The 25,879-nt window shown below is 56.6% G+C and carries 17 protein-coding genes; 14 read left to right on the top strand and 3 right to left on the bottom strand.

Annotation, left to right across the window (positions count from 1 at the left end):
• The first annotated feature begins 78 nt into the window (after positions 1-78).
• From J4772_RS28855 to J4772_RS28830, 6 genes are all read left to right on the top strand, one after another.
• Positions 79-2,754: a glycoside hydrolase family 2 protein gene (locus J4772_RS28855; protein WP_209072517.1), complete on the top strand. Its 2,676-nt coding sequence runs from the start codon at positions 79-81 to the stop codon at positions 2,752-2,754.
• Positions 2,751-3,806: a serine hydrolase domain-containing protein gene (locus J4772_RS28850; RefSeq protein ID WP_209072516.1), complete on the top strand. Its 1,056-nt coding sequence runs from the start codon at positions 2,751-2,753 to the stop codon at positions 3,804-3,806. The genes J4772_RS28855 and J4772_RS28850 overlap by 4 nt, the downstream gene beginning before the upstream one ends.
• Positions 3,807-3,866: 60 nt before the next feature.
• A complete protein-coding gene (locus tag J4772_RS28845; protein ID WP_209072515.1) occupies positions 3,867-4,850 on the top strand; it encodes a carbohydrate ABC transporter permease in 984 nt (327 codons plus the stop codon).
• A 3-nt stretch (positions 4,851-4,853) separates the two neighbouring features.
• Positions 4,854-5,735 carry a carbohydrate ABC transporter permease gene (locus J4772_RS28840; RefSeq protein WP_209072514.1) on the top strand — a complete coding sequence of 294 codons (882 nt, stop codon included), beginning with the start codon at positions 4,854-4,856 and terminating at the stop codon, positions 5,733-5,735.
• 135 nt (positions 5,736-5,870) lie between these two features.
• A complete protein-coding gene (locus J4772_RS28835) occupies positions 5,871-7,340 on the top strand; it encodes an ABC transporter substrate-binding protein (RefSeq protein ID WP_209072513.1) in 1,470 nt (489 codons plus the stop codon).
• A gap of 283 nt (positions 7,341-7,623) precedes the next feature.
• Positions 7,624-8,613 (top strand): hypothetical protein, encoded by a 990-nt coding sequence (locus J4772_RS28830; RefSeq protein ID WP_209072512.1) that lies wholly within the window; start codon positions 7,624-7,626, stop codon positions 8,611-8,613.
• On the opposite strand, the gene J4772_RS28825 is transcribed toward J4772_RS28830, so the two are convergent.
• Positions 8,614-10,380 (bottom strand): cache domain-containing sensor histidine kinase, encoded by a 1,767-nt coding sequence (locus tag J4772_RS28825; protein ID WP_209072511.1) that lies wholly within the window; start codon positions 10,378-10,380, stop codon positions 8,614-8,616.
• Positions 10,361-11,605, bottom strand: a complete 1,245-nt coding sequence (locus J4772_RS28820) for a response regulator (protein ID WP_209072510.1) — start codon at positions 11,603-11,605, stop codon at positions 10,361-10,363. Before J4772_RS28820 ends, J4772_RS28825 begins: the two co-directional genes overlap by 20 nt.
• A 187-nt stretch (positions 11,606-11,792) precedes the next feature.
• Between J4772_RS28820 and J4772_RS28815 the strand changes: the two genes are divergently transcribed.
• The 7 genes from J4772_RS28815 to J4772_RS28785 all read left to right on the top strand — a co-directional run bounded on the left by J4772_RS28815 (position 11,793) and on the right by J4772_RS28785 (position 23,935).
• Complete coding sequence (locus tag J4772_RS28815; protein WP_209072509.1) at positions 11,793-12,899, top strand: foldase protein PrsA; 1,107 nt, start codon at positions 11,793-11,795, stop codon at positions 12,897-12,899.
• A gap of 134 nt (positions 12,900-13,033) precedes the next feature.
• On the top strand, positions 13,034-16,426 hold the full coding sequence (locus J4772_RS28810) for a sugar-binding protein (RefSeq protein ID WP_209072508.1): 3,393 nt from the start codon (positions 13,034-13,036) through the stop codon (positions 16,424-16,426).
• A 95-nt stretch (positions 16,427-16,521) separates the two neighbouring features.
• Positions 16,522-18,639 carry a hypothetical protein gene (locus tag J4772_RS28805; protein WP_209072507.1) on the top strand — a complete coding sequence of 706 codons (2,118 nt, stop codon included), beginning with the start codon at positions 16,522-16,524 and terminating at the stop codon, positions 18,637-18,639.
• Positions 18,640-18,667: 28 nt separating this feature from the next.
• Entirely contained in the window at positions 18,668-20,827 is a 2,160-nt protein-coding gene (locus J4772_RS28800) for a beta-galactosidase (protein ID WP_209072506.1), read from the top strand.
• A gap of 311 nt (positions 20,828-21,138) precedes the next feature.
• A complete protein-coding gene (gene phnW / locus J4772_RS28795; protein ID WP_209072505.1) occupies positions 21,139-22,257 on the top strand; it encodes a 2-aminoethylphosphonate--pyruvate transaminase in 1,119 nt (372 codons plus the stop codon).
• Positions 22,254-23,057: a phosphonoacetaldehyde hydrolase gene (gene phnX / locus J4772_RS28790; RefSeq protein WP_209072504.1), complete on the top strand. Its 804-nt coding sequence runs from the start codon at positions 22,254-22,256 to the stop codon at positions 23,055-23,057. Before phnW ends, phnX begins: the two co-directional genes overlap by 4 nt.
• Positions 23,058-23,143: 86 nt before the next feature.
• Positions 23,144-23,935 carry a DeoR/GlpR family DNA-binding transcription regulator gene (locus tag J4772_RS28785; protein WP_209072503.1) on the top strand — a complete coding sequence of 264 codons (792 nt, stop codon included), beginning with the start codon at positions 23,144-23,146 and terminating at the stop codon, positions 23,933-23,935.
• Here the strand turns inward: J4772_RS28785 and J4772_RS28780 are convergent, their stop codons facing one another.
• On the bottom strand, positions 23,936-24,757 hold the full coding sequence (locus J4772_RS28780; RefSeq protein WP_209072502.1) for a helix-turn-helix domain-containing protein: 822 nt from the start codon (positions 24,755-24,757) through the stop codon (positions 23,936-23,938).
• 184 nt (positions 24,758-24,941) lie between these two features.
• Between J4772_RS28780 and J4772_RS28775 the strand changes: the two genes are divergently transcribed.
• On the top strand, positions 24,942-25,751 hold the full coding sequence (locus J4772_RS28775) for a phytanoyl-CoA dioxygenase family protein (RefSeq protein WP_209077505.1): 810 nt from the start codon (positions 24,942-24,944) through the stop codon (positions 25,749-25,751).
• Positions 25,752-25,879: the final 128 nt, after the last annotated feature.

Here is a 25,879-nt window from a genome sequence, read left to right as displayed (position 1 = left end):
AGTTTAAAATAATATTGAAACAACCTCTTTTTGGACGTAAGATCAGATTAGTCTAACGTAGAAAAGAGGTTATTCGTCATGAGGGAAATCGATATCGGCGGCTCGGCATGGGAAATGAAAGGCTTCTGGCCCTGGGTTCCGATCAAAGGAACAAGCATGGAATTGGGCCAAGAGCTGCTCGGCGTGACGGATTGGCTTCCGGCTACCATACCCGGAGGCGTTCATTACGATCTATATCGTGCGGGACTGATTGCCCATCCTTACAAGGACTTAAACAGCCTGCAATGCGAATGGGTGGAAAACCGTTGGTGGCTGTACCGCACTGAGGTTTCTCGGCCGGAGCAGACTGGCGAGAGGATCGAGCTAGTCTTCAAAGGGCTGGATTACGAGGCGGTCGTCTATGCGGGCGGGAAGCCGCTTGGCGAGCACAAAGGGATGTATCACGAAGCGGCGTTCGATGTTACAGCTCTGTTCGAGGAGCGGGCAACGCTCGAAATCGCGGTGCTGCTGAGGCATGCTCCCGACGAAATGGCGCAGATCGGCAAAACGTCGGAAACCTTTACGCAGAAGAGCAGGTTCAACTACAAATGGGATTTCTCGACGCGGCTTGTTAACCTGGGGATTTGGGACGATGTCGTGCTTAGAGTTCATGAATGCCATTCGATCGGAGAGGTGTATCTGCACACAGATGCGGATACGGCTGAGCGCGAAGGCGGAACGGAAGGGGCGGCTGCGGAAGATATTGAGGGGCACATCCGGCTGAGCGTCGGAATCGAACAAATTGCATCGGCCGTCGGAACAGAAGCTCAGGCCAATTTGCGGCTGATCGCGCGCTGCTACGATCCGCAGGGAAAGCTTGCAGCCGAACGAGAGACCGAGGCTCGCATCGGAGGGGAGGTCGTTCTTGAGCTGGAGATTCCGCAGGCGCAGCTTTGGTATCCAAACGGGTATGGCGCACAGCCGCTCTACGAGGTACGTTTGCTGCTTCAGGCCGATGGCGTCACTGTGGACGAACGCGTGTATCGTACCGGTATTCGTAAGCTGGAATATATGGCGAACGAGGGCGCGCCGGAGGACGCTCTTCCTTACACGGTGAAAATCAACGGCAAACGCATTTATATCCGGGGCGTCAACATGACGCCGATCGACCATCTGTACGGCAATGTGACGGACGGACAGTACGCCTGGGCGGTGCGGCTGATGAAGGAAGGCAATGTTAATCTGGTGCGCGTATGGGGCGGCGGGCTCATTGAGAAAATGCGGCTGTACGAGTTGTGCGACGAGAACGGCATTCTGGTCTGGCAGGAGTTTATACAATCCAGCTCGGGCGTGGATAATAATCCGTCGCAGCGGCCGGAGTTTATCGAGCTGCTGGAGCGTTCGGCGCGAGCTGCCCTAGCTTCCAGACGGAATCACGTATCGCTTGTCGTATGGAGCGGAGGCAACGAGCTAATGAGCGAGCCGAATAAACCGTCGGATCTGACCGACGGGAATCTGGCGCTTCTCCGCGATCTCGTAAGGAAGTACGATCCGAACCGGCTGTTCCTGCCGACCTCCGCCTCCGGCCCGGTCGAATATATCACGGAGGAAAAAGGACTGGGCCACGACGTGCACGGACATTGGAAGTACCAGGGCAACCCTCGCCATTATGAGCTGTACGGGGACAATGACAACTTATTCCACAGCGAATTCGGGGTAGACGGACTGAGCCGGAGCAAAAGCCTGCGCAAGTTTCTAAGTGAGCCCCATCGTAAACCTGCGTCGATGAAGGCGAGCATGGTATGGAGGCATCACGGCGAATGGTGGGACACGTTGGAGCGGGATGAAGAGGTATTCGGACCGATGACGGAGTTGGCCGCGTTCTCCGACTGCAGCCAGTGGATGCAGGCCGAGGGGCTGCGTTTTATTCTGGAAGCGAACCGCAGACGCAAGTTCAACAACAGCGGGAGTATTATTTGGCAGCTTAACGAGCCGTGGCCTAATGTGTCCTGTACGAATCTCGTCGACTATTACGGAGAGCCGAAGATGGCCTACTACTGGATGAAGCAGGCATTCGCTCCGCTTCACGCCTCGCTGGATTACCGGAAGCTGGACTACGGCAAAGGCGAACCGTTCCGTCATTCGCTGTACGTTCACGCCTGCGAGGCCGGCATTCCCGTTGCGGTGACGGTCGAGGTGCTGGACGTCCAAGGCACGGTGCACCATGTCGCGCGATACGAAGGAACGACGGCGAATGAGCGGGCGCTGCGCATCGGAGAGCTCGATTTTCGCATGCCGGATACGAATGACGGACTCGTGCTGGTTCGAGTGCGCTGCGAGACGGAGCGATGCGATCTCCCGCAGCAGCCCCCGTCCGTCTATTTCTTCTCGATCTCGGATGGGTCGCTGTACGCCGGGGCGCTCACATTCGCCCGCAATGCCAAGACGGCTGTACGTCGGCATGGGGAATGGCGCTATGCAGAGGGCTTGGCGACGGCGGAGTTTGTCATCGCCAACGAAGGAACGGCAGCGGCTATGCACGTCCATGCGGAGGAGCTGACGGACCTTTACTGGATGGAGAGCGACGATCAATATTTTACGCTGCTTCCCGGTGAGACAAGGGTCGTCTCCGTGCGCTGCATTCCCAAGACGGGCGGGGGATTTCTGGCGGAGGAAGTCGCCGCTGCCCAAGCTTCCGACGCTTTGCCGCAAATTCGCTTTCGTTCATTTTTGGAGGAACCCACGACCGATTACGAAAGGAACGATGAACAATGACAAACAAGCAAGCGGAGTTGGGGCTGTTTTTGCGACGCAGAATGGAGGAGGGCTGGGCCGAAGGCTTCGCCGTTGCCGTCACCGACGCGCAAGCGACCCGCCTGGCGGTCTACGAGGGCGAGACGGCGGCCACCTTAAACAACGAGCGGGTCAGGATCGGAGCCGATACGATCTTTAATGTCGGCTCCGTTACGAAGCCGGTGACCGCCATGCTGCTGGCCAAGCTTGTGGAAGCGGGCGAGCTGACGCTGACCGACAAGGTACGGTCGATCATCCCGGAGTATCCGTTCGAGGATACCGACATCTTTCATCTGCTCTCCCATTCGGCCGGTTACGACAACGAATCGGCCAAGCCGGAGCGCCCGCTCGTGCAGGACGGCGAAGCGGGACGACGGGCGTATTTCGATGCAATCTATCGCATCGCGGACAGGAAGAGCGAGCCGGGGCAATCCGCCCTGTATTTTACCGAAGGCTACGCAATCCTTACCGATCTGATCGAACGCATCGCCGGTACGGATCTGAACAGCTTCGCCCGCGAGACGCTGCTTGACCCGCTGGGCATGACGCGCAGCACCTTCGACGTCGTTGCCGCCCGCAAAGGCAGCGTCGTCTTCCCGATCGCGACGGACGGCAGAGCGATGCTGGAGCTGGCCGATTGGGCGACGACGGGAGACAGCGGTTTGTACACGTGCGCCGAAGACCTGTTGAAGCTGGGACGGCTGCTGCTGAACGGAGGAGCAGTCGATGGCCGAGCCGTGCTGCACGAGCGCACCGTTCGCTGGCTGCTGGCCGAAGCGAGCGCAGGTAGGTTTAATAAGACGCCGGCCTTTTGGGTGAAGGGTGCCGAGGATCGCTACGGCTGCTTCGGCGACCTGCATACCTCCTCCGTCGTCGGCCATACCGGCTTTAGCGGCTGCATGCTGTGGATTGATCCCGAATACGCGATCGCTGGAGCGATCGTGACAAACAGCACTCGGCTGCATGAGGATTGGCGCCGCTACAAGAGAATTAACAACCGGCTTTTGAGCCTTGCGGTCGACCGCTCATTCTAGTCGATATCCAAACCTTTTAGCAGGTTCGACATCTGTCGGCTGCCTTGGTGAAGCGCTATCATGGACGTATCTCCCTATTTCCGCATTCGCAGAAAGGATAACGCCATGATCGCCCGCACCAATATGCCCGTCCATACCGCTCAGAGGCGCACGGCTGCCAGTAGAATCGTTCGCTATCTGTCTCGCGAGTGGTCCTCGTGGCTGCTCGTCGTTCCGACGATCCTCGTCTTTTTCGTATTCGCCTGGCAGCCGCTCGTATCGGGTATCGTGCTCTCCTTCTACAAGACGGAGGGCTACAAGGCCGTCGAATTCATCGGTCTGCAAAATTACGTCGACGTCATCCAGAACTCAGTTTTCCGCCAGACGTTGATCAACTCTTTCCTGTACGTCTTCTGGTCGCTCGTCATCGGATTCGCCTTCCCGATTGCCGTAGCCATCATCATTAACGAGCTTCGGCATGGGAAGTCGTTTTTCCGTTTTGCGGTGTATTTTCCCAATATGGTGCCGGCTATCGCCGCATCTATGGTGTGGCTGCTGCTATTCCAGCCCGGCCAGAACGGCGTGCTTAACATGCTGATCTCCTATCTCGGCGTCCCCGCGCAAGGCTGGCTGCAGGACCCGAGCATGACGATCCCGCTGATTGTTATCACGATGACGCTGCGCGGTTTCGGCGGCACCGTTCTGCTGTATTTGGCCAGTCTGCAGGGCATCAACCAGGAGCTGTACGAGGCCGCCTCGATCGACGGAGCCGGCGTCTGGCGCAAGCTGTTCCGCATTACGCTGCCGCAAATCTCGAACATCGTCGGGTTGATGCTGATCCTGCAAATCAGCGGCGTGTTCCAGGTGTTCGGAGAGCCGCTCGTCATGACGGAGGGCGGACCGAACAATGCCTCGATGTCGCTTATGCTGCAAAGCTACTTCTATGCTTTCAGATACTTTCAGGCGGGTCACTCGATGGCGCTCGGAGTCATTACGTTCCTGATCCTGATGGTGCTGACCGTCGTCTATTTCTGGCTGGACAAAAAGTTCGACAAGGAGGCGTAACCTGTGCGCAAAACGGAAGTAACGGGCATTATTGGACATTTGGAATACAAAACTCCGGGCGTCAGGCTGCTATACGGGCTGCTGTTGTTGTTGATGATCGTGCTTGCGATCGTCTGCCTGTTCCCGTCGATCTGGGTCATGGTGTCCAGCCTGAAGGATATCAAGGAATTTTATCGGATGCCGCCGACGCTGCTTCCCGAGACGTTCGACATCGGCAAGCTGGGCGAAGCCTGGAATGAGCTAAGGTTCATGCGTTATTATGTCAACACGGTGTATATGACGGCAGGCTCCGTGCTGTTCTGTCTGCTGTTTAACGGACTGGCGGGTTACTTCTTCTCCAAGCTGAAGCCGCGCGGCAGCGCGTTCCTGTTCACGCTAATCGTCTGGACGCTGCTGCTTCCGAATACGGTGGGCATGGTTCCGTTATTTTCGAACATCGTCGATTTTCCGCTGCTGCATCTGAATCTGACGAATACGTTTTGGCCCATGTGGCTAATGGCCGCGGTCAACCCGGTCGTCATTCTGATCTTCAAAAGCTTCTTCGACAACATTCCGCAATCGCTGCTCGAAGCGGCGAAGATAGACGGTGCGACGAAAATCGGAATCTTCGCCAAAGTCGTCATCCCGCTCAGCGTGCCGGTGCTCGTCACGATTACAATTCTGACCGTCAATGCGGTATGGATGGACTTCTTCTGGCCGTTCATGGTGCTCAAGGATCAAGCGAAGTGGACGGTCATCGTTGCCATCTACAATATGCGCAGTCAAATGCCGATCGATCTGCAGTTTATTACGCTGACGTTCGCCATTGTGCCGCCTGTCGTCTTCTTTATCCTATTCCAAAAATCGATTATGAAGGGCTACACGTTCAGCGGAATCAAAGGCTGACCCGGGAAACGGACAGAATCGCAAACCGTTTCGCACTTTTGCAGCCTACTGGCGGATTCCGACGGTATGGTAACCTGAGAACGCACTCAGAGAAAGCGCTTTACAACATTTCGATATGAAGAGAGGGTTCAGAGAATGACAACTGCACAACGGAAAAAAATCGGGCTTTCGACGGTCTGGCTAATGATCGCTGCATTACTGTTATCCGCGTGTTCGGGAGGGGGGAGCAAGGAGGAGAAGCCGTCCGCAACCTCGTCGCCGACCGCCCAGGAGTCCCAGACGGCCAGTTCCGAGCCGTCAAGCGAAGAGCCGCAACCGGTTACGATCAAGATCGGCAACTGGCCGAAGCCTAACGACGAAGCGTCGACTCAACTGTTCGCCGATCTGGAAAAGAAAATGAACGAGAAGTATCCGTACGTGACGATCGAGCGCGACGAATGGGGCTACGACGTCGTATCGTTCCTGCCTAAGGCGGTCAGCGGCCAGCTTCCGACTCTCTACGATTCCTTCTACACGGAAGCGGACAAAATTATTAAAGCCAATTACTCCGCCGATATTACCGACATGATGAAGAAGTATGGCTTTGATACCGGCATCAATCCCGAGCTGCTCAAGCTGGTGGAGCGGGACGGCAAATATTACGGCTTGCCGAAGGACGGGTATGTGATCGGCGTCATGTACAACCTTAACGTTTTCAAAGAAGCCGGATTGTTGGATGCGAACGGAGTGCCGAAGTTTCCGAAAACGTACGAAGAGCTGGCACAGACTGCAGTCGCAATCAAAGAAAAAACAGGCAAGCCGGGCTTCTTCTTCCCGACGAAGACGAATCAGGGCGGCTGGATGTTCATGAATATCGCTTGGGCGCACGGAGCCGACTTCGAGGAGCAGGTGGACGGCAAATGGAAAGCGATTTTCAACTCGCCGGAAGCGGTGCAGGCTCTGCAGTATGTTAAAGATTTGAAATGGAAATATAACGTTCTGCCGGACAACAATCTGGTCGATATGAACGATCTGCTGATGTCGTTCGGCACCGATCAGGCAGGCATGGCGTTCGGCATGTACGAGTTTCTCGCCCCGCTTGTCCTGAATGCCAAGATGTCCAAGGACAGCCTTGCACTGTCGGCACTTCCTGCCGGACCGGCTGGACAGGCAGCACTGCTCGGAGGAGGATTGCACATGTTCGCCCCTGGATCTACTCCGGAGCAGCTGGACGCGGCGTTCAAGTGGCTTGATCTGCGCGGCCTGAATCCGAAGGCAACGCCGGAAGCGCTCGAAGCGCTGGAGGCGAATCTGAAAATTCAGGTTGAGCAAGGTTACCCGGTAGGCCCGCAAGGGCTGCAAATTTGGACCGATCCGGAGCGCGTTGCGGCGGAGCGGGAGATTGTCAAAAAGTATGAGAATGTAAACATGGCGTTGTTCGAGGACTATATGAAGAACGGTTCCAACGGTCTTCGTCCGGAGCCGCCGGTTAACGCGCAGGAGCTGTACAAGGCGCTTGACGTCGTGATCCAGGCGGTGCTGACAAACGAGAAGGCCGACCCGCAGAAGCTGCTTGACCAGGCAGCAGCGGAATTCCAACGCGATTATCTGGACAAAGTGCAATAAGCGAGAGTTGGGGCTGTCTTATAAGCAGAGTTGTACAAGATTATTGATGAAGTGAAAAGTGCATCTATCTCCTGTAGACTGCCTCATACGCTCCTGAAATCACCCTATCACGGGTTTCCCAATTCAGATTTCGGGAGCGTATAGCATCGGAAGGAGATAGATGCACATGCAGCACTCATCCATCAATAATCATTTTGTATGACTCTGCTTTCCTATAAGACAGTCCCATTCCGAGCTTATGATAGAATGAGAGAAAGAATCGAAGGAAGGGAGAGCGGGCGGGATGTTCCAGCGGCTTCATCTTAGAATCCAAGTTGCGCTGCTGACGGCCGTGCTGCTGTACATCGCGTTGTCCAGCTGGGTCGTCTACAGGACGATGGAGTCCCGCGGAATGGAGTCTTTGCAGCGGATGTCCGTGCAATACACCGGCCAGCAGCACCAGAACGCCGAGCTGTTCAAGCGCTGGCTGGAGGAGACGGTACAGATCGTCGCGAACAGAGAGGGCATCGGGGAAGCACTGTCGGGCAAACGCTACGACGAATCGCTGCTGCCGCTGCTCGACGGCTTGCGCGCTTCCAATGTGGACTTGTCGAGCTTGGTGTTATACGGACGGCAAGGCGCCGTGTACTCGTCGGGCAACATTACGAGCATCCGCAATCTGGAACAGCTTACGGATGAGCCGGAGATCGGCCGCTTCCTTCGTTCCGGAACGACATCGGAGTGGATGTCGCTGGACGCCTCACGACTTTATTACCCTTACGGCGGCAAGGCTCGCAAAAGTTTATTTCATTTCACGAGAATTACCGACTCGAACGGAGTACTGCTCGGAGTACTTCAATTCGAGACCAGCCTCCCCAAGCTTGCCGGCTTCTTCCGCTCGGAGCCGGGCACGCTGTACGGCGGCAATCGGGTATATGTCGCCGCCGCCGACGGGCAATGGCTGGATGTGAACGGCCTTAATGCCGAGGTTTCGGAGGAGACGGACGCCGCGTCTGTACGCTTTTCAGGCGAGCGTTTGGAGGCGGAGATTGAGGGCGGCATTCTGCTGATGTACGCCTTGGAGCATTCTGCAGACCGGATTGCTATCGTGATTCCGAACGATCAGATGAGGGGAGAACTCGGCAAGCTCGGAGCGATTCTCATTGCCGTCAACGTGGCGATGGCGCTGCTCTTCGTTCTGCTTGCCCGCCGACTATCTTTGAGCATTACCGTCCCGCTTACCGCTCTCTTCCGCAAAATGCGCGAAACGATGAAGGAGCCTTCCCCGAGGTAATTACTTCAGGGAGGGCTCCTTGCGTATGCGTACCGTGACGGTCGTACCTTGCCCGCGCTCGCTGCGTACCGTCAGACCGCAGTCGCCGCCGTATTCCAGCTTGATTCGCTCCTGCACGTTGCGAAGTCCATACCCGCTGCGAAACAGCGTCTGATCGTCGGCTGTCCCGAACGGCCGATCTTCGCGAAAACCGACTCCGTCGTCCGCCACCTCGAATACGATCATATCCCCGCTTGTCTCGGCGGTTACCGTAATCAGGCCTTTGCCGCGTTTTTCGCTGATGCCGTGCTTGATCGCGTTCTCCACCAGCGGCTGCAAAATCAGCTTCAGAATGCGCAGCTGTCGCACCTCGTCGGGAATGTCGTAGCGAATCTCGAATTTGTCCGGGAACCGCATTAACTCGACGGTGACGAAGCTTTGCACGAGACGGACCTCCTCCTCCACCGGAATGAATTTGTCCCCCTTGTGCAGGCTGATGCGGAAGAAGGTCGCCAGCGAAGCGATCATTTTCTCGATGTCGGGCTGCTTCTTGAGTCTTGCAATCCAGGCGATCGCGTCCAGCGTGTTGTACAAAAAATGCGGGTTAATCTGCGACTGCAGCGCGACCAGCTCCATCTTGCGCTGCTTCTCCTTCTCCTCGTCGTTCTCGTTCAACAGTTGGTTGATGCGCTCCACCATCTGATAGTAGCTATTTTCCAGCTCATTGATCTCGTCGCCTCGGAGATGCCGCGTTTCCAGCGCCTTTAGCCCGGTTTTGCCGATTGTGCCGATCTGTCTTCGCAGCCGGAGCACCGGATCGGTAATTTTTGCCGCCAGAATCAGGGATAACGCCAGCAGGAACAGGAAGGTCACGGCAGCGAACGCGATTGCGGCCCGATTGCCTTCAGACACGGCTGTCAGCAGTTCGGGGCTGGAGACGACACTCACAAACTTCCAATCGATGCCAAGCGCTTGCAGCCTTTTGTTAAGCGGATACGTAATGACCAGATGCGATTGGCCGTTCAGCGTTACCGATCGATATCCCGCGCTGCTGCCAGGATGGAGCAGGTCGGTCTCAGGCAGATCGTCTCCTAATCTCGCTTTGTCCGGATGGGAGACGAGACGGTTGCCGTTCCCGGCAATGAAGGAGTAGCCGAGCCCTTCCATACTGTTTTCGTATACCTCGTAAAACTCCGCTTCTTTAATGTAGAAAATAATGTCTCCGATACTCTGGCCGGTATTAAAGTTGCGCAGCCGCTGTCCGAAAGGGATGTAGGCCGTCCCGTCAAGATCGTGCTTGACCGTCCCCACAACCGGAATGCTGGAGGTGCGTATTCGATGCAGGAACAGGTCGTCCGGTCGTTCCACGATATGACTTTCGTCGAGCAGCCGATAGGAGTCGGAGGTTCCCGTAATAACGAATACGTCGCCGATCAATTCGTTGCGGTCGATAATCTGCGACGCCAGCGTTCGGAAACGCTTCTGCTTGTCGTCCTGCGCCAGACTGTCGTCCTCCACCAGTCGATAGATGTCGGAGTTGACCAGAAAACGCAGAAACAGCATCTGGATGTCGTCGACGAGCAATTCGATGCTGAGGCCGATCTGAATGTGAGTTTGCTCGACGTGCCGGTAAAGGCTGTTTTTCAAATATTTCTGGGAGAAAACGTTAAACACGACGAGCATAAGCGTCAGATGCAGCGTTAATCCGGCCAGCAGTACGAAGACAATCCGCGACCGGATGTTCAGTCTCCGCAGCCCTCCCGCCGCGTTATCCCTCTGTTCTTGCATATTCGCTCGGTGTCATTCCGGTCATTTTTTTGAAAATCTGGCTGAAGTACTTCGCGTCCCCAAAGCCGACCCGGTCGCTCACTTCATACACCCGATAGCGAGGGTCGCGCAGCATCAGCTTCGCTTCTTCGATACGGCATTCCGTCAGACATTCGTAGAACGTCTTGTTCAATTCCTTGCGGAACAGATGCATGAGATGGGTTGGACTGACGAACACCTCGGCTGCAACCTTCTCGACGGTAATGCTTTCGGCGTAATGGCGGCGAATGTAGGCTAGCGCACCGCGGATTTCCCGCCGAGTCGCCATCTCGTCCGCGTCCTCGGCATACCAGACGCCTCCGATGCTGGTCGCGGCTTTCTGGACGGCTTCAACCGCGCTTCCGTAGGAAGCGTTCAGCTCTGCGAGCTTGGTGGCGGGCCTGCCGATACCTAAAGCAAGCTCCGGTTCCCCAGCTTGTTTGGCTCGGGAAGCGAGTCCATAGCCGAAAGCCCGGATACGACCCAGCGTCTCGTTCCATTCATCGGTTACCTTCAACACAACGGTCCATTGCCCCGGACCGGACGGCACGACGGCTTCCGTATGCAGAGAATGCGCCTTCAGGTCGGCGCCCACGGTCGATTCCTCGATGAGCGCACTTCCGGAAGCGGAAGGGGAGGCGGTCTTATCCTTAGGCTCAAGCACGACGGCAGTTATATACCCCGGTCGCATATCAAGCCCCAACAGTTGCCGTTTGCCCGCGATTTCCTCCTCCTGCCGGATTCTGCCGTGCAGAAGATCGAGCCAGAACTGCCGGGATATGGCGGGAAGCTCGCTTTTCAGTTGGCCGTAGTAATCGCGATCGCGCATTCTTGCCTGCGCCTCAAGACCAATCGCGCGGACGGAAGCTGCCAGTTCGTCGGTATCGACCGGCTTAAGCAGGTAGGATGAGGCTCCGTGGCGGATCGCCGCCTGGGCGTATTGAAATTCGTCGTAGCCGCTCAGTACGATGATCCCCGCGTTTAACCGATTCTCTTTAATTTTCTCAATGAATTCAATTCCGTTCATATAGGGCATGCGAATGTCCGTGACGATAACGTCCGGCTTGTGCTGCATCGCCAGCGACAGACCGTCCGCGCCGTTATCCGCTTCTCCAATAATTTCAATGCCGTGCGAGGCCCAGTCGATTGTCTCCCGAATGCCCATGCGCACCAAATATTCGTCGTCGACGACAAGCGCTTTCAACATGCTGCTCACCCCATGTCAGACTGATCGGATGCTGCTGTATGACCATTTCGACAATCCGGGAAGAAAAACCTTCCGTAACGCCAAGCTGAGCAGGATGGCAAACCATTTCGCAGTATCTCGGGCTACAGCGAGGGGAAAAAGCCATGATACGATGGGCGGGAAAACGCAGCGACCGGAGGGGAAAGACATGAATGACGTAGGAAAGTGGAAAAAGGGGAGTTCGGCGCCGTTTGCAATAACGATGACGCTCGCTGTTCTGCTGCTTGCGGCAGGCGCGTTAGCCGTGTCGTATAGTCGGACGAGCTTCAGCCCCGCGTCTAAACAGTCGGAGCTTGCGATAAATGGCGAGCCCGTAACGGCAGAGGAGCTGACGCTGTACGTCAGCCGAAATCGCGCACTGGTGGCCGATTATTTCCGGCAAGCTTACGGAGCCGAGTATTCAGAGGGTTTCTGGTCGGCCTCGTATTCCGGGGAGATTCCGCTCTTCAAGCTAAATGAGAGAGTGAAGGAGCAGTTTATTCGCACGAAGGTAGAGCTGCTGTTCGCCAAGCGCGCGAGTGTCGAGGAGAACATCGGTTATGGGCATTTTTTGGAGCGGCTGAAGGTCGAAGGCGAACGCCGCGTCGCAGCGGTCAAGCGCAATGAAGCGGTTTACGGACCGACTCGGCTGGATGCGCAGAGCTACTACTTCCATGAATTATCGCTGATTCGAAAAGCTACGATCGAAGCGATGCTGGCCGACGGAATTCTGTCAGTGTCGGAGACGGAGCTGAAGGAGCAATATGAGGCGTTTAAGACGGCAGCCGCCGGGGCTGAGGAATCAATGAGCGTGCAATGGGCATCGATGACGTACGGGGATGCCGCCGTTGGGAGTCCAACCAAAAAACAGGCTTACGAAATGATGCGAGAGCTTCAGTCTGCTCTGACCTCCGGAAGCTCGTTAAAGGAGGAGGCCGGGTTGCTAGGCATTCCGGTAATAAGCGCGATGCTGAATGAAACGGCCCGCCGTTCGTATGCCATGGACTATCCGGCGGCGATCGGCGCGATCGACGACTTGGAGGCAGGGGAAGTCAGCGAGCTGATGGAGGAGAACGGAGCATACCATCTGATCGGTGTAGAAGCGAAAATGGCGGCTGTGACTCCGGAGTATGAGGAAGTCCGCGGCAGTCTTGCCGAGCGGCTGGCGGAACGGAAGTATGAGCAGCTTGTCGAGACGGAGGCAGGAAGGGCGGATGTTCAGTGGGATGATGAAGCGGCAGCGGCGCGGATAGGCTTGGCGCTTGAGGCTGATTAGCCGGATTAGGCGATTTTGCGCAGGGTGACCGTCCTTTTCACAGGATTGCCTACTGTCGGAGGATGATTTTTCTCTGATAAAGTTCAAACAGCGCGATCGAAAGAAAGCGCTTTACTAGAAGAGGAGGAGACAAGATGATGTTCAGAAAAGGGTTAAGCTTGATCTTGGCCGCGCTGCTGATGTTTACGGTTGCGCCCGGAACGCACAGAGCTTTCGCGCATGCGGAGGTGACAATCAACGATCCGCTGGAGGATGGCTCGCTTGTGTTTTCGCACACCGCCAACTGGCTCTTCGACACGACGAACCCGTCCTATTTCGGAGGCGATGCGTCCAGACTCGTCAGAACGAACACCGCAACGGCTTCGATTGTATACCAGCTTCAGCAGATGCAGGAATTCAGCATTGTCGCGCATGCTTATGCTACCTCTGCCGGAACGGTGAAGGTGTACAGGTCTGCTAATCGGCTGGTTTGGACGGAAGTGCCAACCGTGCAAAGCACTCCGGTTGCTACCGGCGACCCGGCCTGGAAGTCGTCCACCTATTCGCCTGCGGCTGCACTGCCGACGGGGGTACAGTATCTGAAAATCGAGCTTAGCGGAGGCAGCGCCAATTGGCATCTTCAGCTCGGTTCGATCAAAGTCTCGAATGTGTCCTCCGCTCCCGTCACGGTGACGGATGATCTTGCGAACAATTCCAAGCTGCATGCGTTCACCTCCGGCTGGACGATCGATTCCACGAATGCAGCTTTCTTCGGCGGCGACACGAACCGCAAAGTTCGCACCGGGCTGACCGCTCAATCGATTACGTATCATCTGCACAACATTCAAGCCGCTTCGGTCAAGCTGCACAGGTACGCCGGCTCGACGGGGGTGTTGAAGATGTACGGTTCTACCGACGATACCTCGTGGACGGAGCTGCTGACCGTTCAAGATACGCCGGTGTCGACCGGAGATCCCTCCTGGTCGTCGTCCAATTACAGTCTTGTCGGCAAGCTTCCGAGCGGGATTCATTATTTGAAAATTGAGCTAAGCGGCGATCTGGCCAACTGGCTGATGCAGCTCGGTTCCGTTACCGTGTCCAACGTGTGGGGCGGAGTAGGCAGCGCGGGCGGATTGGGCGACTATTACGTCGATTCCGCAAGCGGCAGCGACGCCAACGACGGCCTGTCTCCGGCAACCGCCTGGAAAACGTTCGCGCACGTCAACAACACGATTTTCGCGCCGGGCGACCGCATTTTGTTGAAGAAGGGCGGCATCTGGAACGAGCGACTGTATCCGAAAGGAAGCGGGGCCTCCGGCAATCCGATCGAGATCGCTTCGTACGGAACGGGCGACCGTCCGATTGTGAACGGAGGGGGAATGGCCGGGGCGGCGGTCTACCTGCGCAACGCTTCGCATTGGATCATCCGCGAGCTTGAGGTGACCAACTATGCTGCGGAGCGGGGCGACATTTACCGCCAGGGCATCTTCGTCGAGAATGCCGGCGGCGGTACGCTGAGCGGTATCGAGATTGCGGACAACTATGTGCACGATGTGTCCGGAAGCTTCAGATATCCGATTGTCGCCGGATTTAACGGAGGGCCGCACGCGTTCGGCGGCATCTCCGTCTATACCGGGGGAAGCGCCGGTACGGACAGGTTTGACGGCGTGCTGATTCAAGGCAACTTGGTGGAAGACGTCGGACGGACCGGCATCGTCGTCTGGGATCAGGTGTGGAACGGCACGGGATATGCGACGACCAATACAGTCATTCGCGAAAACTCCGTCAAGCGCTCGGACAGCGACGGCATACTGACCTTCGGCGTGGACGGCGCGCTGATCGAGCACAACGTCGCCGAGGGCATCGGCTGGTATTCGGAGCCGAACCAGTTCAACGGCTCTGCGGCAATCTGGCCGACGCGCGGCAAGAACAATGTCGTGCAGTTTAACGAGGCGTTTAATACTCGCCGCACGGAAGGCGACGGGCAAGGCTTTAATCTCGATATGGATTCCAAGGACAGCATCGTTCAGTACAACTACAGCCATGACAATGAAGGCGGATTTGTCCTGCTCGTCGACGCTCCTAACGTAAACGGCGTCGAGAACGGGTCGGAGAACAGCATCGTTCGCTACAATATCAGCCAGAACGACCGCAAGCATCTGATCACTTTTGCCGGAGGCGTCACCGAAGGGACGGAGATTTATAACAATACGTTCTATATCGGTAAAAATCTGCAGACCAAAATCATCGATCACGAATGGGACGAGGCCGGAGACTTAAACGGGAATTACTCGTTCAAGAACAATATCGTTTACAATCTCGGACTGGGAGATTACAAGCTACCGGGCGTTAACGGGGTATTCGACAGCAATCTGTTCTACGGCAACCATCCGACCAATGAGCCGTACGATGCCAACAAAATCACGGCGAATCCGCTGCTGGTCGCCCAGGGAACAGGAGCGACGGGCCGGAACACGGTTGCAGGCTATATGCTGAGAGACGGATCGCCTGCGCTCGGAGCGGGAGCGGTCATTGCGGATAACGGCGGGGCGGATTATTGGGGAAATGCGGTTTCTGCCACGGTTGCGCCTAACATCGGCGCTTACAACGGAGCAGGCATCGACCCGAATACCGTTCCGTCTCCTCCGGACGACGGATTTACGCCGACTTATTTTCACTATTCGTTGATTCCCGCCATTGCGAACGACGGGTCCGGCGACAAGTCGCTGAAAATTGTTTTCGCCAATCCGACCGATGCGGCCATGACGATCTCGGACATTTCCTGGAGCGTGGGGACGCTGAGCGGCACGGAGACGTCGATTCCGACCATCGCGCCGCATTCGCAATGGACGTATACGGCGGCTTTGACCGGGCTTGCCGAAGGTGTGCTCTATTCGGTGGAGATTACGGCGGACATTGCGGGCTATGAGCCTATGCAGGTCAACCGGACAATCGATTTCAACCGCGTGCTGCATCAAACCGATACGACAAGCTCGGCGGCGGTAATCGATCTGGCCGACGGCGTTAATCTGGTGACGGGTTATACGGGGCCGAGCGATCTCAGCGGAGAGGTCGAGCTGCGTTGGGACGCGAGCAATCTGTATCTGGAGGCGAACATCGTCGACAATGTGCATTCCGCCGGTTCGGACGGTTTTATGATTTTCCAGAACGACGGCTTGCAGTTCAGCATCGCTCCGGGGCTGCCGGGAGAGGCGCAGGGCTGGTATGAATACGGCATTTCGCAGACGCCGGGCGGGCCGGAGGTTTATCGCTGGCTGGCTATGCAGGGAGCGGCAACCGGCAGCGTGACGGCCGCTTCGCTCTCCGTATCGCGGGACGAGATCAACAAGACGACCTCGTACAGCCTGACGCTGCCGTGGAGCGAGCTGTCTCCGATTGTCGCGCAGAGCGGCGGCGTGCTCAGCTTCTCGCTGGCCGTCAACGACAACGACGGAGCCGGACGCAAAGGGTATATCGAGTGGGGCTCGGGCATCGGCGGCGCGAAGGACCCGGCGCTCTTCCGCAGTCTCGTGCTGATGCCGGATTAATAGCTTCGCAAACCATTTCGCAGAGTTGCCGACTGAACGCGCGGCTGCAGAGGTGATACGATGGGCGGGAAGACATGATAAGGGAGGCTGTGAACATGCGCGCTCTTGCATTCAACCCGGACAATCGCGTTCCGCTTAGTGCGTTCACCGTCCTGGACGGCGACAAGGGGACGGTAGACATTGCCGTGCATCCGGCAATTGTGAACTATGTTCTGCGCAGCGGAGGCAAGCTGTCAATCGCCCGTTCGTATGGCGGAACGGTAAGTATAGAGGAGGCAGTGGCGCTCGACGTTGCGTCGGGCACAGTTGCGGTAACAGTCGGGGACGGCGGCCTTGCGGTCGTCGTCTCCGATCTGCTTCGCAATGCGTTTCCGATTACGACGCATTGGGACGCCGCTCTGCACGACGGCCGGGGAGGCCCGCGCGAAGGGGCGGTTGACGGCATCGGTAAGCTGCAGGTGGAGCTGGGGACGGAAATTGTCGCTTCCTCGCTGGACATCAGGGACGAGCGGCCGGACAGCCCGTATGCGTTCGATACGGAACGTTTGGCTTTGTTTTCCGCAAGGCAAGAAGAACAGGGGCGGCGTGCCCTTGGCTTCGACCGCTATATCGGAGATGTGTACAGTCTGTATGGTGTGCCGGAGGAGGTCGCGCTGCTGCTGTCGGCGGAGGCGTTGAAGCTGACGGGGTACCCCGTGGTGTTCCGCAATGCGGGGCGCGAAGGCGAAGGCGAGGGGCCGATCAACGGTCTTCCCGCGTTTCAATTGTTCAACAATCATATCATTCGAGACGCGGAGGGAGCCGGCAGTCTGGCCAGCTATATCCTGCCGCCGGGATGGTCCGCCGACCGTTCCGGCGGCTATTCGTGCCTGTTCTCCGGGTATTACGACCAAAATGAAAACGTATACCGTCACTGCGGTCTGCCGCTGATCAAGGCGATTGGTCAGGCGATGGATCAGACGGGACAAGGGAGCGTCGGCATCGTCTGGAACGGCGGGGGTTCGATCGGCACGCGAACGCAGCATCCGTCCGCCTTACGCCAGTTGAATGAGCTGTTCCGGCTCGCGGCGGCCCGTTATGCCGTTAACCCCCATGCCGTCGTTACGGTAGGAGGCTCGCGGGGCGGGCTGACGGCATTGATGGCGGCCTGCAATCCGCTGGCAGAGGGATACTCGGTGAGATATGCGCTATGTTACGGCGTTCCCTTCTCACTTTACGGCCCGGCTTGCGATCTGCTGAATGTCTCGTATCCTGCGCGTTGGGAGGCGATCTGCTCCGATATGGGGCTGAAGCACGCCTGGCAGCCCGGCTGGCGGGACGAAGCCGGCCGGAGCGCAGTCGAGCGTTACTGGCACAATACGTTCGGCACGGCGGACGAGCGGCGGATCGCGCAGGAGCTGCACCCCCAATCGGAGCGCATGCTTGGCGCACTGAAGGAAAGAGGGACGCGGGTGTGGCTGAACTCGTCTACGCACGATCCGTTTACGTCGTTCGGCCCCGCTCTCGAATGGCTGCGCCGGGCGCGGGCTTACGGCATTCCGGTTCGACACGAGATCGGCTATCGGCACGGGCACAACAACTGCACCGACCTCTATGAAACGGCTGTGCGTTGCTTGGCCGCGATCGCCTCGGGAGAGGAGGCGGTGTCGGACGAGACAATCCACTATCGGAGAACGGGCGAGGGAATGGACGAATGGACAGGCACGGAATGCTTTGTACCGCAGCGGCAGCCGGTGTTCTTCGAAGGGCCGAAGGTAGCGGTAGCCGGACTTACGGCGACGCTGACGGTATACGGTCCCCCAGGAACGAGCTACAGGCTGTCGATTCGACCTGCCGGGCGGAGCGAGGAGGAAGCGGGGGCGAATTCAAGTTCGGATTCGGATGTGCCCGAAGCGGAGGAGCAGGTGCTGATGCTGATGCAAGGCGTGCTGCCGATGCTGGACGATTCTCCGACGTGCTCGTACGTTGCGAACGCTTGGGAGGTGCCGGGCTCGCTGGCCGGTTCCTCCTATCTATACGAGCTAAATTACTGTCACGATCTCTCTGCGGGAGAGTGGATCGACGTGCCTGCCGCTAACGTGCCTCATCCCGGAACGGACGAGCTTCAGCGGCCGGAGCTGGCGATTGCGGCGGAGGCTCCCGATTTTACCGGACAGGCGTGGTTTGAGGCGACAATGGTTTGTTTTATCGGATGGGGCTTGAGCGAGGTTTGATTCAATTCAGATGAGGAGACGGACAGAGATGGCGGACAACGATTTTTTTATTCCTTTTGGCTTTCAATATTACCGCTCGCCGACCCCTTATCGGGATCAGTGGGAGACGGACCTGCGCCGCATTGCGGACAAAGGCTTTAATTGCGTCAAGTATTGGATTCAGTGGCGGGCCAGCCAGCCGGAGGAAAACCGATTCGAATTCGGCGATGTTCGCGAACTGATGGATTTGGCCGAGCGGAACGGGCTGAAGGTTGTGCTTAATGTGATTTTCGACGTGGCTCCCGCTTGGTTCTACAGACAGTATCCCGATTCCGTCATGATTGCCGCGGACGGTTATCGACTGGAGCCGCGGGCGATCAACTGCCGGCAAATCGGCGGAGCTCCCGGCCCCTGCTATCATCATCCCGCAGGACAGCGGGAGAAGGATCGGTTTCTCGCAGCGGCGGTCGATGCCTTCAAGGATCATCCCGCTCTCTGGGTGTGGGATCTATGGAACGAGCCGGAGCTGACGACGAGCATTCGGAGAGAGCTGGCTTTCGAGAACCAGGTATGCTACTGCGACCGTTCTACGGCCGAGTTCGGGGAATGGCTCCGGCGCAAGTACGGCACGCTGTCCGCGCTGAACGAGAAGTGGCAGCGGACGTACGGCGCTTGGGAAGAGATCGAGGCTCCGCGCGGTAAAGCGGTTTTCAACGACATGATCGATTGGCGGCTGTTCATGTCGGACGCGCTGACCGACGATCTCAAGCGGCGAGTCGCCGTCGTCAAGGCGAGCGATACGCGGCATCCGGTTATGGTGCATACGGTTCCCGGCCCGATTTTCAACCTGATTACGTCCGGTTCGGACGACTTCCGGCTGGCGGAGCAATGCGATCTGTTCGGCAACAGTCTCGGATCTTCGGCGTGGTCGGCGGATTTGCTTCTGTCTGCGGCTGGGGGGAAGAAGGTTATCAATTCGGAAATTCACGCGCTTCCCGGAGATACGGCGATGAAGCCCAAGCCGCTGGAGTGGTCGGAGCTCAAACGTCACATTCTGATTCCGCTGGCGCGCGGCATAACGGGGTACTTGTTCTGGCAGTATCGCCCCGAGGTGCTCGGGCACGAGGCGCCGGCTTGGGGCAGCACGTATTTGGACGGAAGCGATACGCCTTGGCTGAAGGACATGGAGAAGCTTAACAAGCAAATTCAGCGTTCGCAGGAGGAGCTGCTGCGAGGAAGCCGGCCGTCGGATCGGATTGCGATCCTATACAGCCCGGAAAATCAGATTGCCAATTTTGCCGCCTACGGTCATCTGGATACGTATTTCGAATCCGTTCAGGGCGCGCACAAGCTGCTGCACGATTTGAATTACAAGGTCGAGTTTCTGTACGGCGGCGAGTTGACGGAGGAATCGTTAGCCCGTTACCGCTGCTTGTGGGTGCCTTATCCGCTGTACCTCGACGAGCGGACGTGCTCTCTTATTCGCGCGTGGGTGGAGTCGGGAGGACAATTGGTGTCGGAATGCTCCTTCGGGGCGCTGCAAGCGGAAAACGGCTCGCATAGCTACCGAGTGCCCGGCTACGGCTTCGACGAAGTGTTCGGCGTGCGCGAGTCTTGGATTCATTCGGTCCAGCATCTGGAGCACAGCTATCGGGAGGAGACGGTTCGCGAGGGAGGCCGTATTCCCATGCAGGGCTGCGGCGGAGAAGAGCTTGGCGGCGCTTATTACAAGTCGGACATCGCTGTCCGGGACGGTACGGAGACGCTCGCCTATTTTGCCCAAGATGAAGCTCCGGCGATTACTATGGCGAATTACGGGCAAGGGAGCGCGGTGTGGATCGGCACGCTGCTCGCCTCCTCTTACTGGCGGGAAGGCGGTACGGAGACGAGATCGTTTTTCCGTAGACTGCTGGCGGAGAAGCTGGGAATAGAAGCACGCGTTAGAGTGGATGTAGACGGCGTACGTGCGGACGTACTGACGGACGATCTGGCGGAGGGGAGCGACGCTGCGGTTGTTCATCTGTTCGTGCATGGCTGGGGAGAGGAACGAATGGAAGCGATCATTAAGCTTCCGGGCCATTATACGACGGCTGTTTCTTGGTTCGAGGACGGAGATGCACGTGTTGAGATCAACGGTGATACGACGGAGATCAGAGTCGCTGCCGGGCCGGGGGATATTCAAGTGTATCGTCTGTCGCAAGATCGATAGAGGAGCGGCTTGTACCGCGGGTATTCCTGTCCTCGAAGCGGCAGTCCGCGATTGTCCGAAAAGTAGGAAATAAACAGGCTGTTCCAAGGTCGCGAAGCGGCTGAGGGACAGTCTGTTTTGTTATCGGATGATCAATTATGTCATCGTTTCGTTAAATGTTGCGGATTTCGTTGAAAGGCGGTGAGGTCGGCAGTATGATGTGTAAAACAAATACAAACAACATAAAACCACATTAAAACAAAATTTTCATGGGCGAGAAGACGATAATAAAGCATCGGCTTCCTGAATCCGTGAACGATTAGGAGGGCTATATGGACAGAAATTATTTGCTGCTGACACCGGGGCCGCTATCGACGACCTCGACGGTCAAAGAAGCGATGATGCGAGACTGGTGCACTTGGGATGACGATTACAAGGGAATCGTTCAGGATATTCGCGGACGGCTGCTGTCGCTGGCTCAAGCCGACGTGGATGCGTATACCGCTGTTCTCGTTCAAGGCAGCGGAACGTTCGGGGTCGAGGCGGCGCTTGGCACGGCGGTGCCGAAGGAAGGCAAGCTGCTTGTGCTGGAGAACGGCGCTTACGGACAGAGGATGGAACAGATCGCCGGAGTGCTTGGCATTCAGCACTGTACATTAAACGGGACGCCGGATCGAGTGCTCGACGGAGAGCGGGTAAAGGCCGTTTTGGAGGGAGATGCCTACATTACACATGTCGCTTTCGTTCACTGCGAGACGACGACGGGGATTCTGAATCCGCTCGAAGAGATCGTAAGAGTCGTGAAGGATCAAGGTAGAAAAGTGATCGTGGATGCGATGAGCAGCTTCGGCGGCATCCCCATTGCAGTTGGCGAGCTGGGTATCGACTACTTGATCAGCAGCGCCAACAAGTGTATCCAGGGGGTGCCGGGCTTCAGCTTCGTTGTGGCCAAGAGAAGCGTATTGTCCGAATGCAAAGGCAACGCCCGTTCTTTGGCGCTGGACTTGTACGATCAGTGGGAGACGATGGAGCGGGATTCGGGAAAATGGCGTTTTACCTCTCCGACGCATGTCGTACGGGCGTTTCATCAAGCTCTGATCGAGCTTGAGCAGGAGGGAGGCGCTCAGCGGCGCTGCACTCGATATGCCGACAATCAGAGGACATTGGTACGACTTATGGAGGAGGCTGGCTTCGAGGCCTACTTGCCGGTGGAGACGCAATCTCCAATAATCACGACATTTAAGTATCCACAGCACATTCCGTTTGCGTTTGTCGGTTTTTATTTTTTTCTTAAAGAGCGCGGTTTTGTCATCTATCCAGGCAAATTGAGCGATGTCGAGGTGTTTCGGATCGGCACGATCGGCGATGTACATAAGGGCGACATTGAGCGTTTGTGCGAAGCCGTGTCCTCATATGTCACTTCCGCACAACAAGGAGGAATCGCAATATGAGACTACGGGGAATGGTTTTGGATTGGGCAGGAACGACGGTCGATTACGGCTGTATGGCGCCGGTACAGGCGTTCATGGAGGTTTTCCGGTCGCTAGGGCTCGAGCCGACGATGGAGGAAGTGCGCGCTCCGATGGGGCTGTTGAAGTGGGATCATATTAAAACGATGCTGGAAATGCCTCGAATCAGTCGACAGTTCGAGGAGCGAATGGGACGTTCTTTTAAAGACGAGGATGTGGATCGTATGCATGAGCTGTTCGAGCCGAAGCTGCTGGGCAGCCTGGAACGATTCTCGCATCCGATGGCCTCCGTCGTCGAGATTGTCGAGAGACTGCGCGCGGACGGCATGAAAATCGGTGCAACGACCGGCTATACCGATACGATGATGCGCATTGTCGCCGAGACGGCCCGCAAAGACGGATATGAGCCGGACTGTTGGATTACGCCGGACTCGGTAGGCGGCAAGGGACGCCCTTACCCTTACATGATCTATACCAATATGATTCGTTTGGATATGGGGCTGCCAGCACAGGTGGTCAAGGTTGGAGACACGGCCTCGGACATGCAGGAAGCGAGAAATGCCGGCGTATGGGCGATCGGTATTCTTAAAGGCAGCTCCACGATGGGGCTGTCGGAGGAGGAAACGGCATCAATGCCGGCTTCCGACTTGGAAGCACTGCTGGAGAAGGCTAAGCGGCAGTATATCGAGCAAGGCGCGCATGACGTTGTGGAGACATTTTCGCAGCTGCCCGATGCCGTTGAACGGATAAATCGACGATTGCTTGCAGGTGAGAGGCCATAGGACGGATAGAGGAAATGAACTGGGCGCACGAGCGAATAGAGGTGTATACTTAATAGAAGTGAACTTGGACAGGGAGGAAGGTACGGGTGTCGTTGGCCGGCGAGGAAAGAAAACGCGAGATTATGACCTTGCTCAACGAAAAAGGAAAGGTCATTGCGGGCGAGCTCGCCCAGAGATTCGAGGTTTCCACGGAGACGATTCGAAGGGATCTTGACGATCTGGAAAAAGAAAACAAGCTCAAGAAGGTATACGGAGGCGCGTTAAGGATTAGTCCGAAGGTGGAGCCGCCGCTGTTGGAGAGGGAGTCTACCAACGTCGAGGCGAAGCTCAAGGTTGGCGCGTTGGCGGCGAAGCTAGTCGAGGATAACGATGTGATCGTGCTGGATGAGGGCAGCACCGTACTGCAGATGATTCCTTTCCTGGAGCATAAGCGGAATCTGACGATTCTGACCAACTCGATTCCGGCGCTGATGCGCCTGCTGGAATATCAGAAACGCGGAACGTTCGACGTTAAGATCATTCTGATCGGCGGAGTCGTGAATACGCAGCATTTGCGGGCTACCGGACCGATTGCCGAGAAAATCATTGAAGATTTCTATGTCAATAAAGCGTTTATCTCCGTCGACGGCGTATCGTTGAAGCACGGCATTACGAGCTACGATTACGAGAAGGCGGTATTTACCCGCAAGCTGATCGGCGGCTCGGAGATGGCGATCGTCGTGGCGGATTATTCGAAAATCGCTAAACGCACCGTTGCCCGAATTGCCGAGCTGCGAGAGCTTCATACGATCGTATCGGACGAGGCGCCTCCCGAGGAATGGAAATCGCAGCTTGGAAAGCTGGAGCTGAGATGGATTCATCGGGAGAGCGATTTGTAATTATTCTTCATGATTGCCGAGTTCGCTTGGCTGTTTGGCGAAGCTGCGGGGACTGGTTCCATGCTTTCTGCGGAATAACGCCGCGAAATGATTGTAGTTGTTGAATCCTACATCGAGTGAGGCTTCGGTAGCCGATCTGCCCATGTGACGCATGAGCAGGGCGGCTTGTCGGAGCCTCATGTCGTTTAAGTAATCAAGAATGGAAATGCCCATCTCCTGCTTGAACAGATGGGATAGCCGAGATGCGGACAGATTGACGGCGCCAGCCAGACGATCGACGCGCATTTCTTCCTGCATGCTCTTCGTCAGAAGCTGAAGCACGCGTTCTACTCGCGGATCGATCCGCTTTTCCAGACGTTGAGCTACGAGCAGCAGCACTTCCTGAATCGCATTCTCGCATAACGCGTGCCAATAAGCGGAACGCTCCCGGGAATCGCGAAGCAGACTGTGAAATGCACGGCTGGCTCTCTGGCGCGAATCTCCTTCCGGCAGCTCGACCACAAGCACGTCTTCGTCGGGGAGGCAGCCGATTTCCGATAGTTGACTGAAGTGCGCCCAGATGAATTCCCAATGCTGTCCCGGCACAGTTCCGTACTCGTGCGGAACGCCGCGGCGCATAATGGCAATCTGGTCCGCCTGACAGCGTCGTTCCCCTGACGGCGTGCGAAAATAGCCTTCTCCGCTAATGGTCAGCGCGATTAGACAATCCGGCCTCCCTGCGGGGCGTTGGATCGCGTACCGGTCATTTTCGCGAAAATGACCGGTAATAATCGTCCCGCCCGGAGCATCGTCATTTTCCGAGAATCGGTCAAAGCGTATCATGTGTCTCCTCCTTCATCAGAATCACAGCAGGATTCCAACACTTTTCAGCAGCAATCTTACTTCATCCAACATACGAAACTCGGTAAGCTAAAGTCAAGAACAAGGATATTGCTATGCAGGTTGACAGATAAAGCGAAGACCCGGTGAAATGGAGAACCTGCATATGAACAGAGGAGCGATGAAGATGACGCATAAGCTGCAGGCTTTGACAGAGGAACAGATAGCTTTTTTTGAGAGGGAAGGCTATTTAATCGTAAAAGGGTTATTTTCCGAAGAGGATTTGCGAACGATTGACGATACGTTTGAGGAAATTAGCCGCTACCCCGTGCCCGGACATTTCGAGCCGGTGCTGGACGGGGGAGACGGAGATCCGCTAAAGAGGTATCCGCGGGTAATGCACCCTCACCGCTTCAATGAGACGGCCAAGCAGTACATGCTGCACAAGCCGGTCATGGAGGTGCTGGCCGATCTGTACGGCGAGGAGGCGCTTGCTGCTCAGAGCATGTTCTATTACAAGCCGCCGGGGTCGCGCGGTCAGGCGCTTCATCAAGACAACTTCTATCTTAAAGTGGAGCCGGGCAATTGTATCGCTGCTTGGACGGCGATCGACGCGGCGGATGAAGAAAACGGAGGACTGCTGGTCGTGCCGAAAACGAGCGAGCTTGAGATTTCGTGCCCGGAGCTGGCCGACTCGAACGAATCGTTTACGACTCATTACGTGAAGCCGCCTAAAGACCAGAAGGCGATTCCGGCAGTGATGGACCGAGGCGACGTGCTGTTCTTTAACGGCAATCTGATCCACGGCTCCTATCGGAACAAGACGAAGGATCGGTTCCGTCGCGCATTTATTTGCCACTATGCGAATGCTTCCGCGACGCACATCGGCACGCATTACCGGCCTCTCTTCCGTGCCGACGGGGCGGAAGTCGACCTCGAGCCAAATCCGGACGGCGGCCCTTGCGGCATCGAATTCGAGATGGCTTATCCGCATTGAATTCCCACATCATTCTGAAAACTGTGAAGATGAAAGCTGGCGGAAAGTCCGTCGGCTTTTTCTACATATAAGAATTTATATCGTTTCAAGGGGTAAAGGGGAGTTCACTTCTCTGACATTATCGAGTA

Source organism: Cohnella sp. LGH (genome assembly GCF_017671885.1).
Lineage (GTDB): Bacteria > Bacillota > Bacilli > Paenibacillales > Paenibacillaceae > Cohnella > Cohnella phaseoli.
Note: the sequence above shows the minus strand (reverse complement) of the source record. Positions and strands in the feature narration are given on the sequence as shown.

Coding starts and splice junctions, on each gene's coding strand:
- phnX (WP_209072504.1), top strand. CDS start 22,254: ATGAGACTACGGGGAATGGTTTTGGATTGGGCAGGAACGACGGTCGAT.
- J4772_RS28845 (WP_209072515.1), top strand. CDS start 3,867: ATGGACGTATCTCCCTATTTCCGCATTCGCAGAAAGGATAACGCCATG.
- J4772_RS28805 (WP_209072507.1), top strand. CDS start 16,522: ATGCGCGCTCTTGCATTCAACCCGGACAATCGCGTTCCGCTTAGTGCG.
- phnW (WP_209072505.1), top strand. CDS start 21,139: ATGGACAGAAATTATTTGCTGCTGACACCGGGGCCGCTATCGACGACC.
- J4772_RS28820 (WP_209072510.1), bottom strand. CDS start 11,605: ATGTTGAAAGCGCTTGTCGTCGACGACGAATATTTGGTGCGCATGGGC.
- J4772_RS28775 (WP_209077505.1), top strand. CDS start 24,942: ATGACGCATAAGCTGCAGGCTTTGACAGAGGAACAGATAGCTTTTTTT.
- J4772_RS28815 (WP_209072509.1), top strand. CDS start 11,793: ATGAATGACGTAGGAAAGTGGAAAAAGGGGAGTTCGGCGCCGTTTGCA.
- J4772_RS28810 (WP_209072508.1), top strand. CDS start 13,034: ATGATGTTCAGAAAAGGGTTAAGCTTGATCTTGGCCGCGCTGCTGATG.
- J4772_RS28780 (WP_209072502.1), bottom strand. CDS start 24,757: ATGATACGCTTTGACCGATTCTCGGAAAATGACGATGCTCCGGGCGGG.
- J4772_RS28800 (WP_209072506.1), top strand. CDS start 18,668: ATGGCGGACAACGATTTTTTTATTCCTTTTGGCTTTCAATATTACCGC.
- J4772_RS28835 (WP_209072513.1), top strand. CDS start 5,871: ATGACAACTGCACAACGGAAAAAAATCGGGCTTTCGACGGTCTGGCTA.
- J4772_RS28825 (WP_209072511.1), bottom strand. CDS start 10,380: ATGCAAGAACAGAGGGATAACGCGGCGGGAGGGCTGCGGAGACTGAAC.
- J4772_RS28855 (WP_209072517.1), top strand. CDS start 79: ATGAGGGAAATCGATATCGGCGGCTCGGCATGGGAAATGAAAGGCTTC.
- J4772_RS28830 (WP_209072512.1), top strand. CDS start 7,624: ATGTTCCAGCGGCTTCATCTTAGAATCCAAGTTGCGCTGCTGACGGCC.
- J4772_RS28850 (WP_209072516.1), top strand. CDS start 2,751: ATGACAAACAAGCAAGCGGAGTTGGGGCTGTTTTTGCGACGCAGAATG.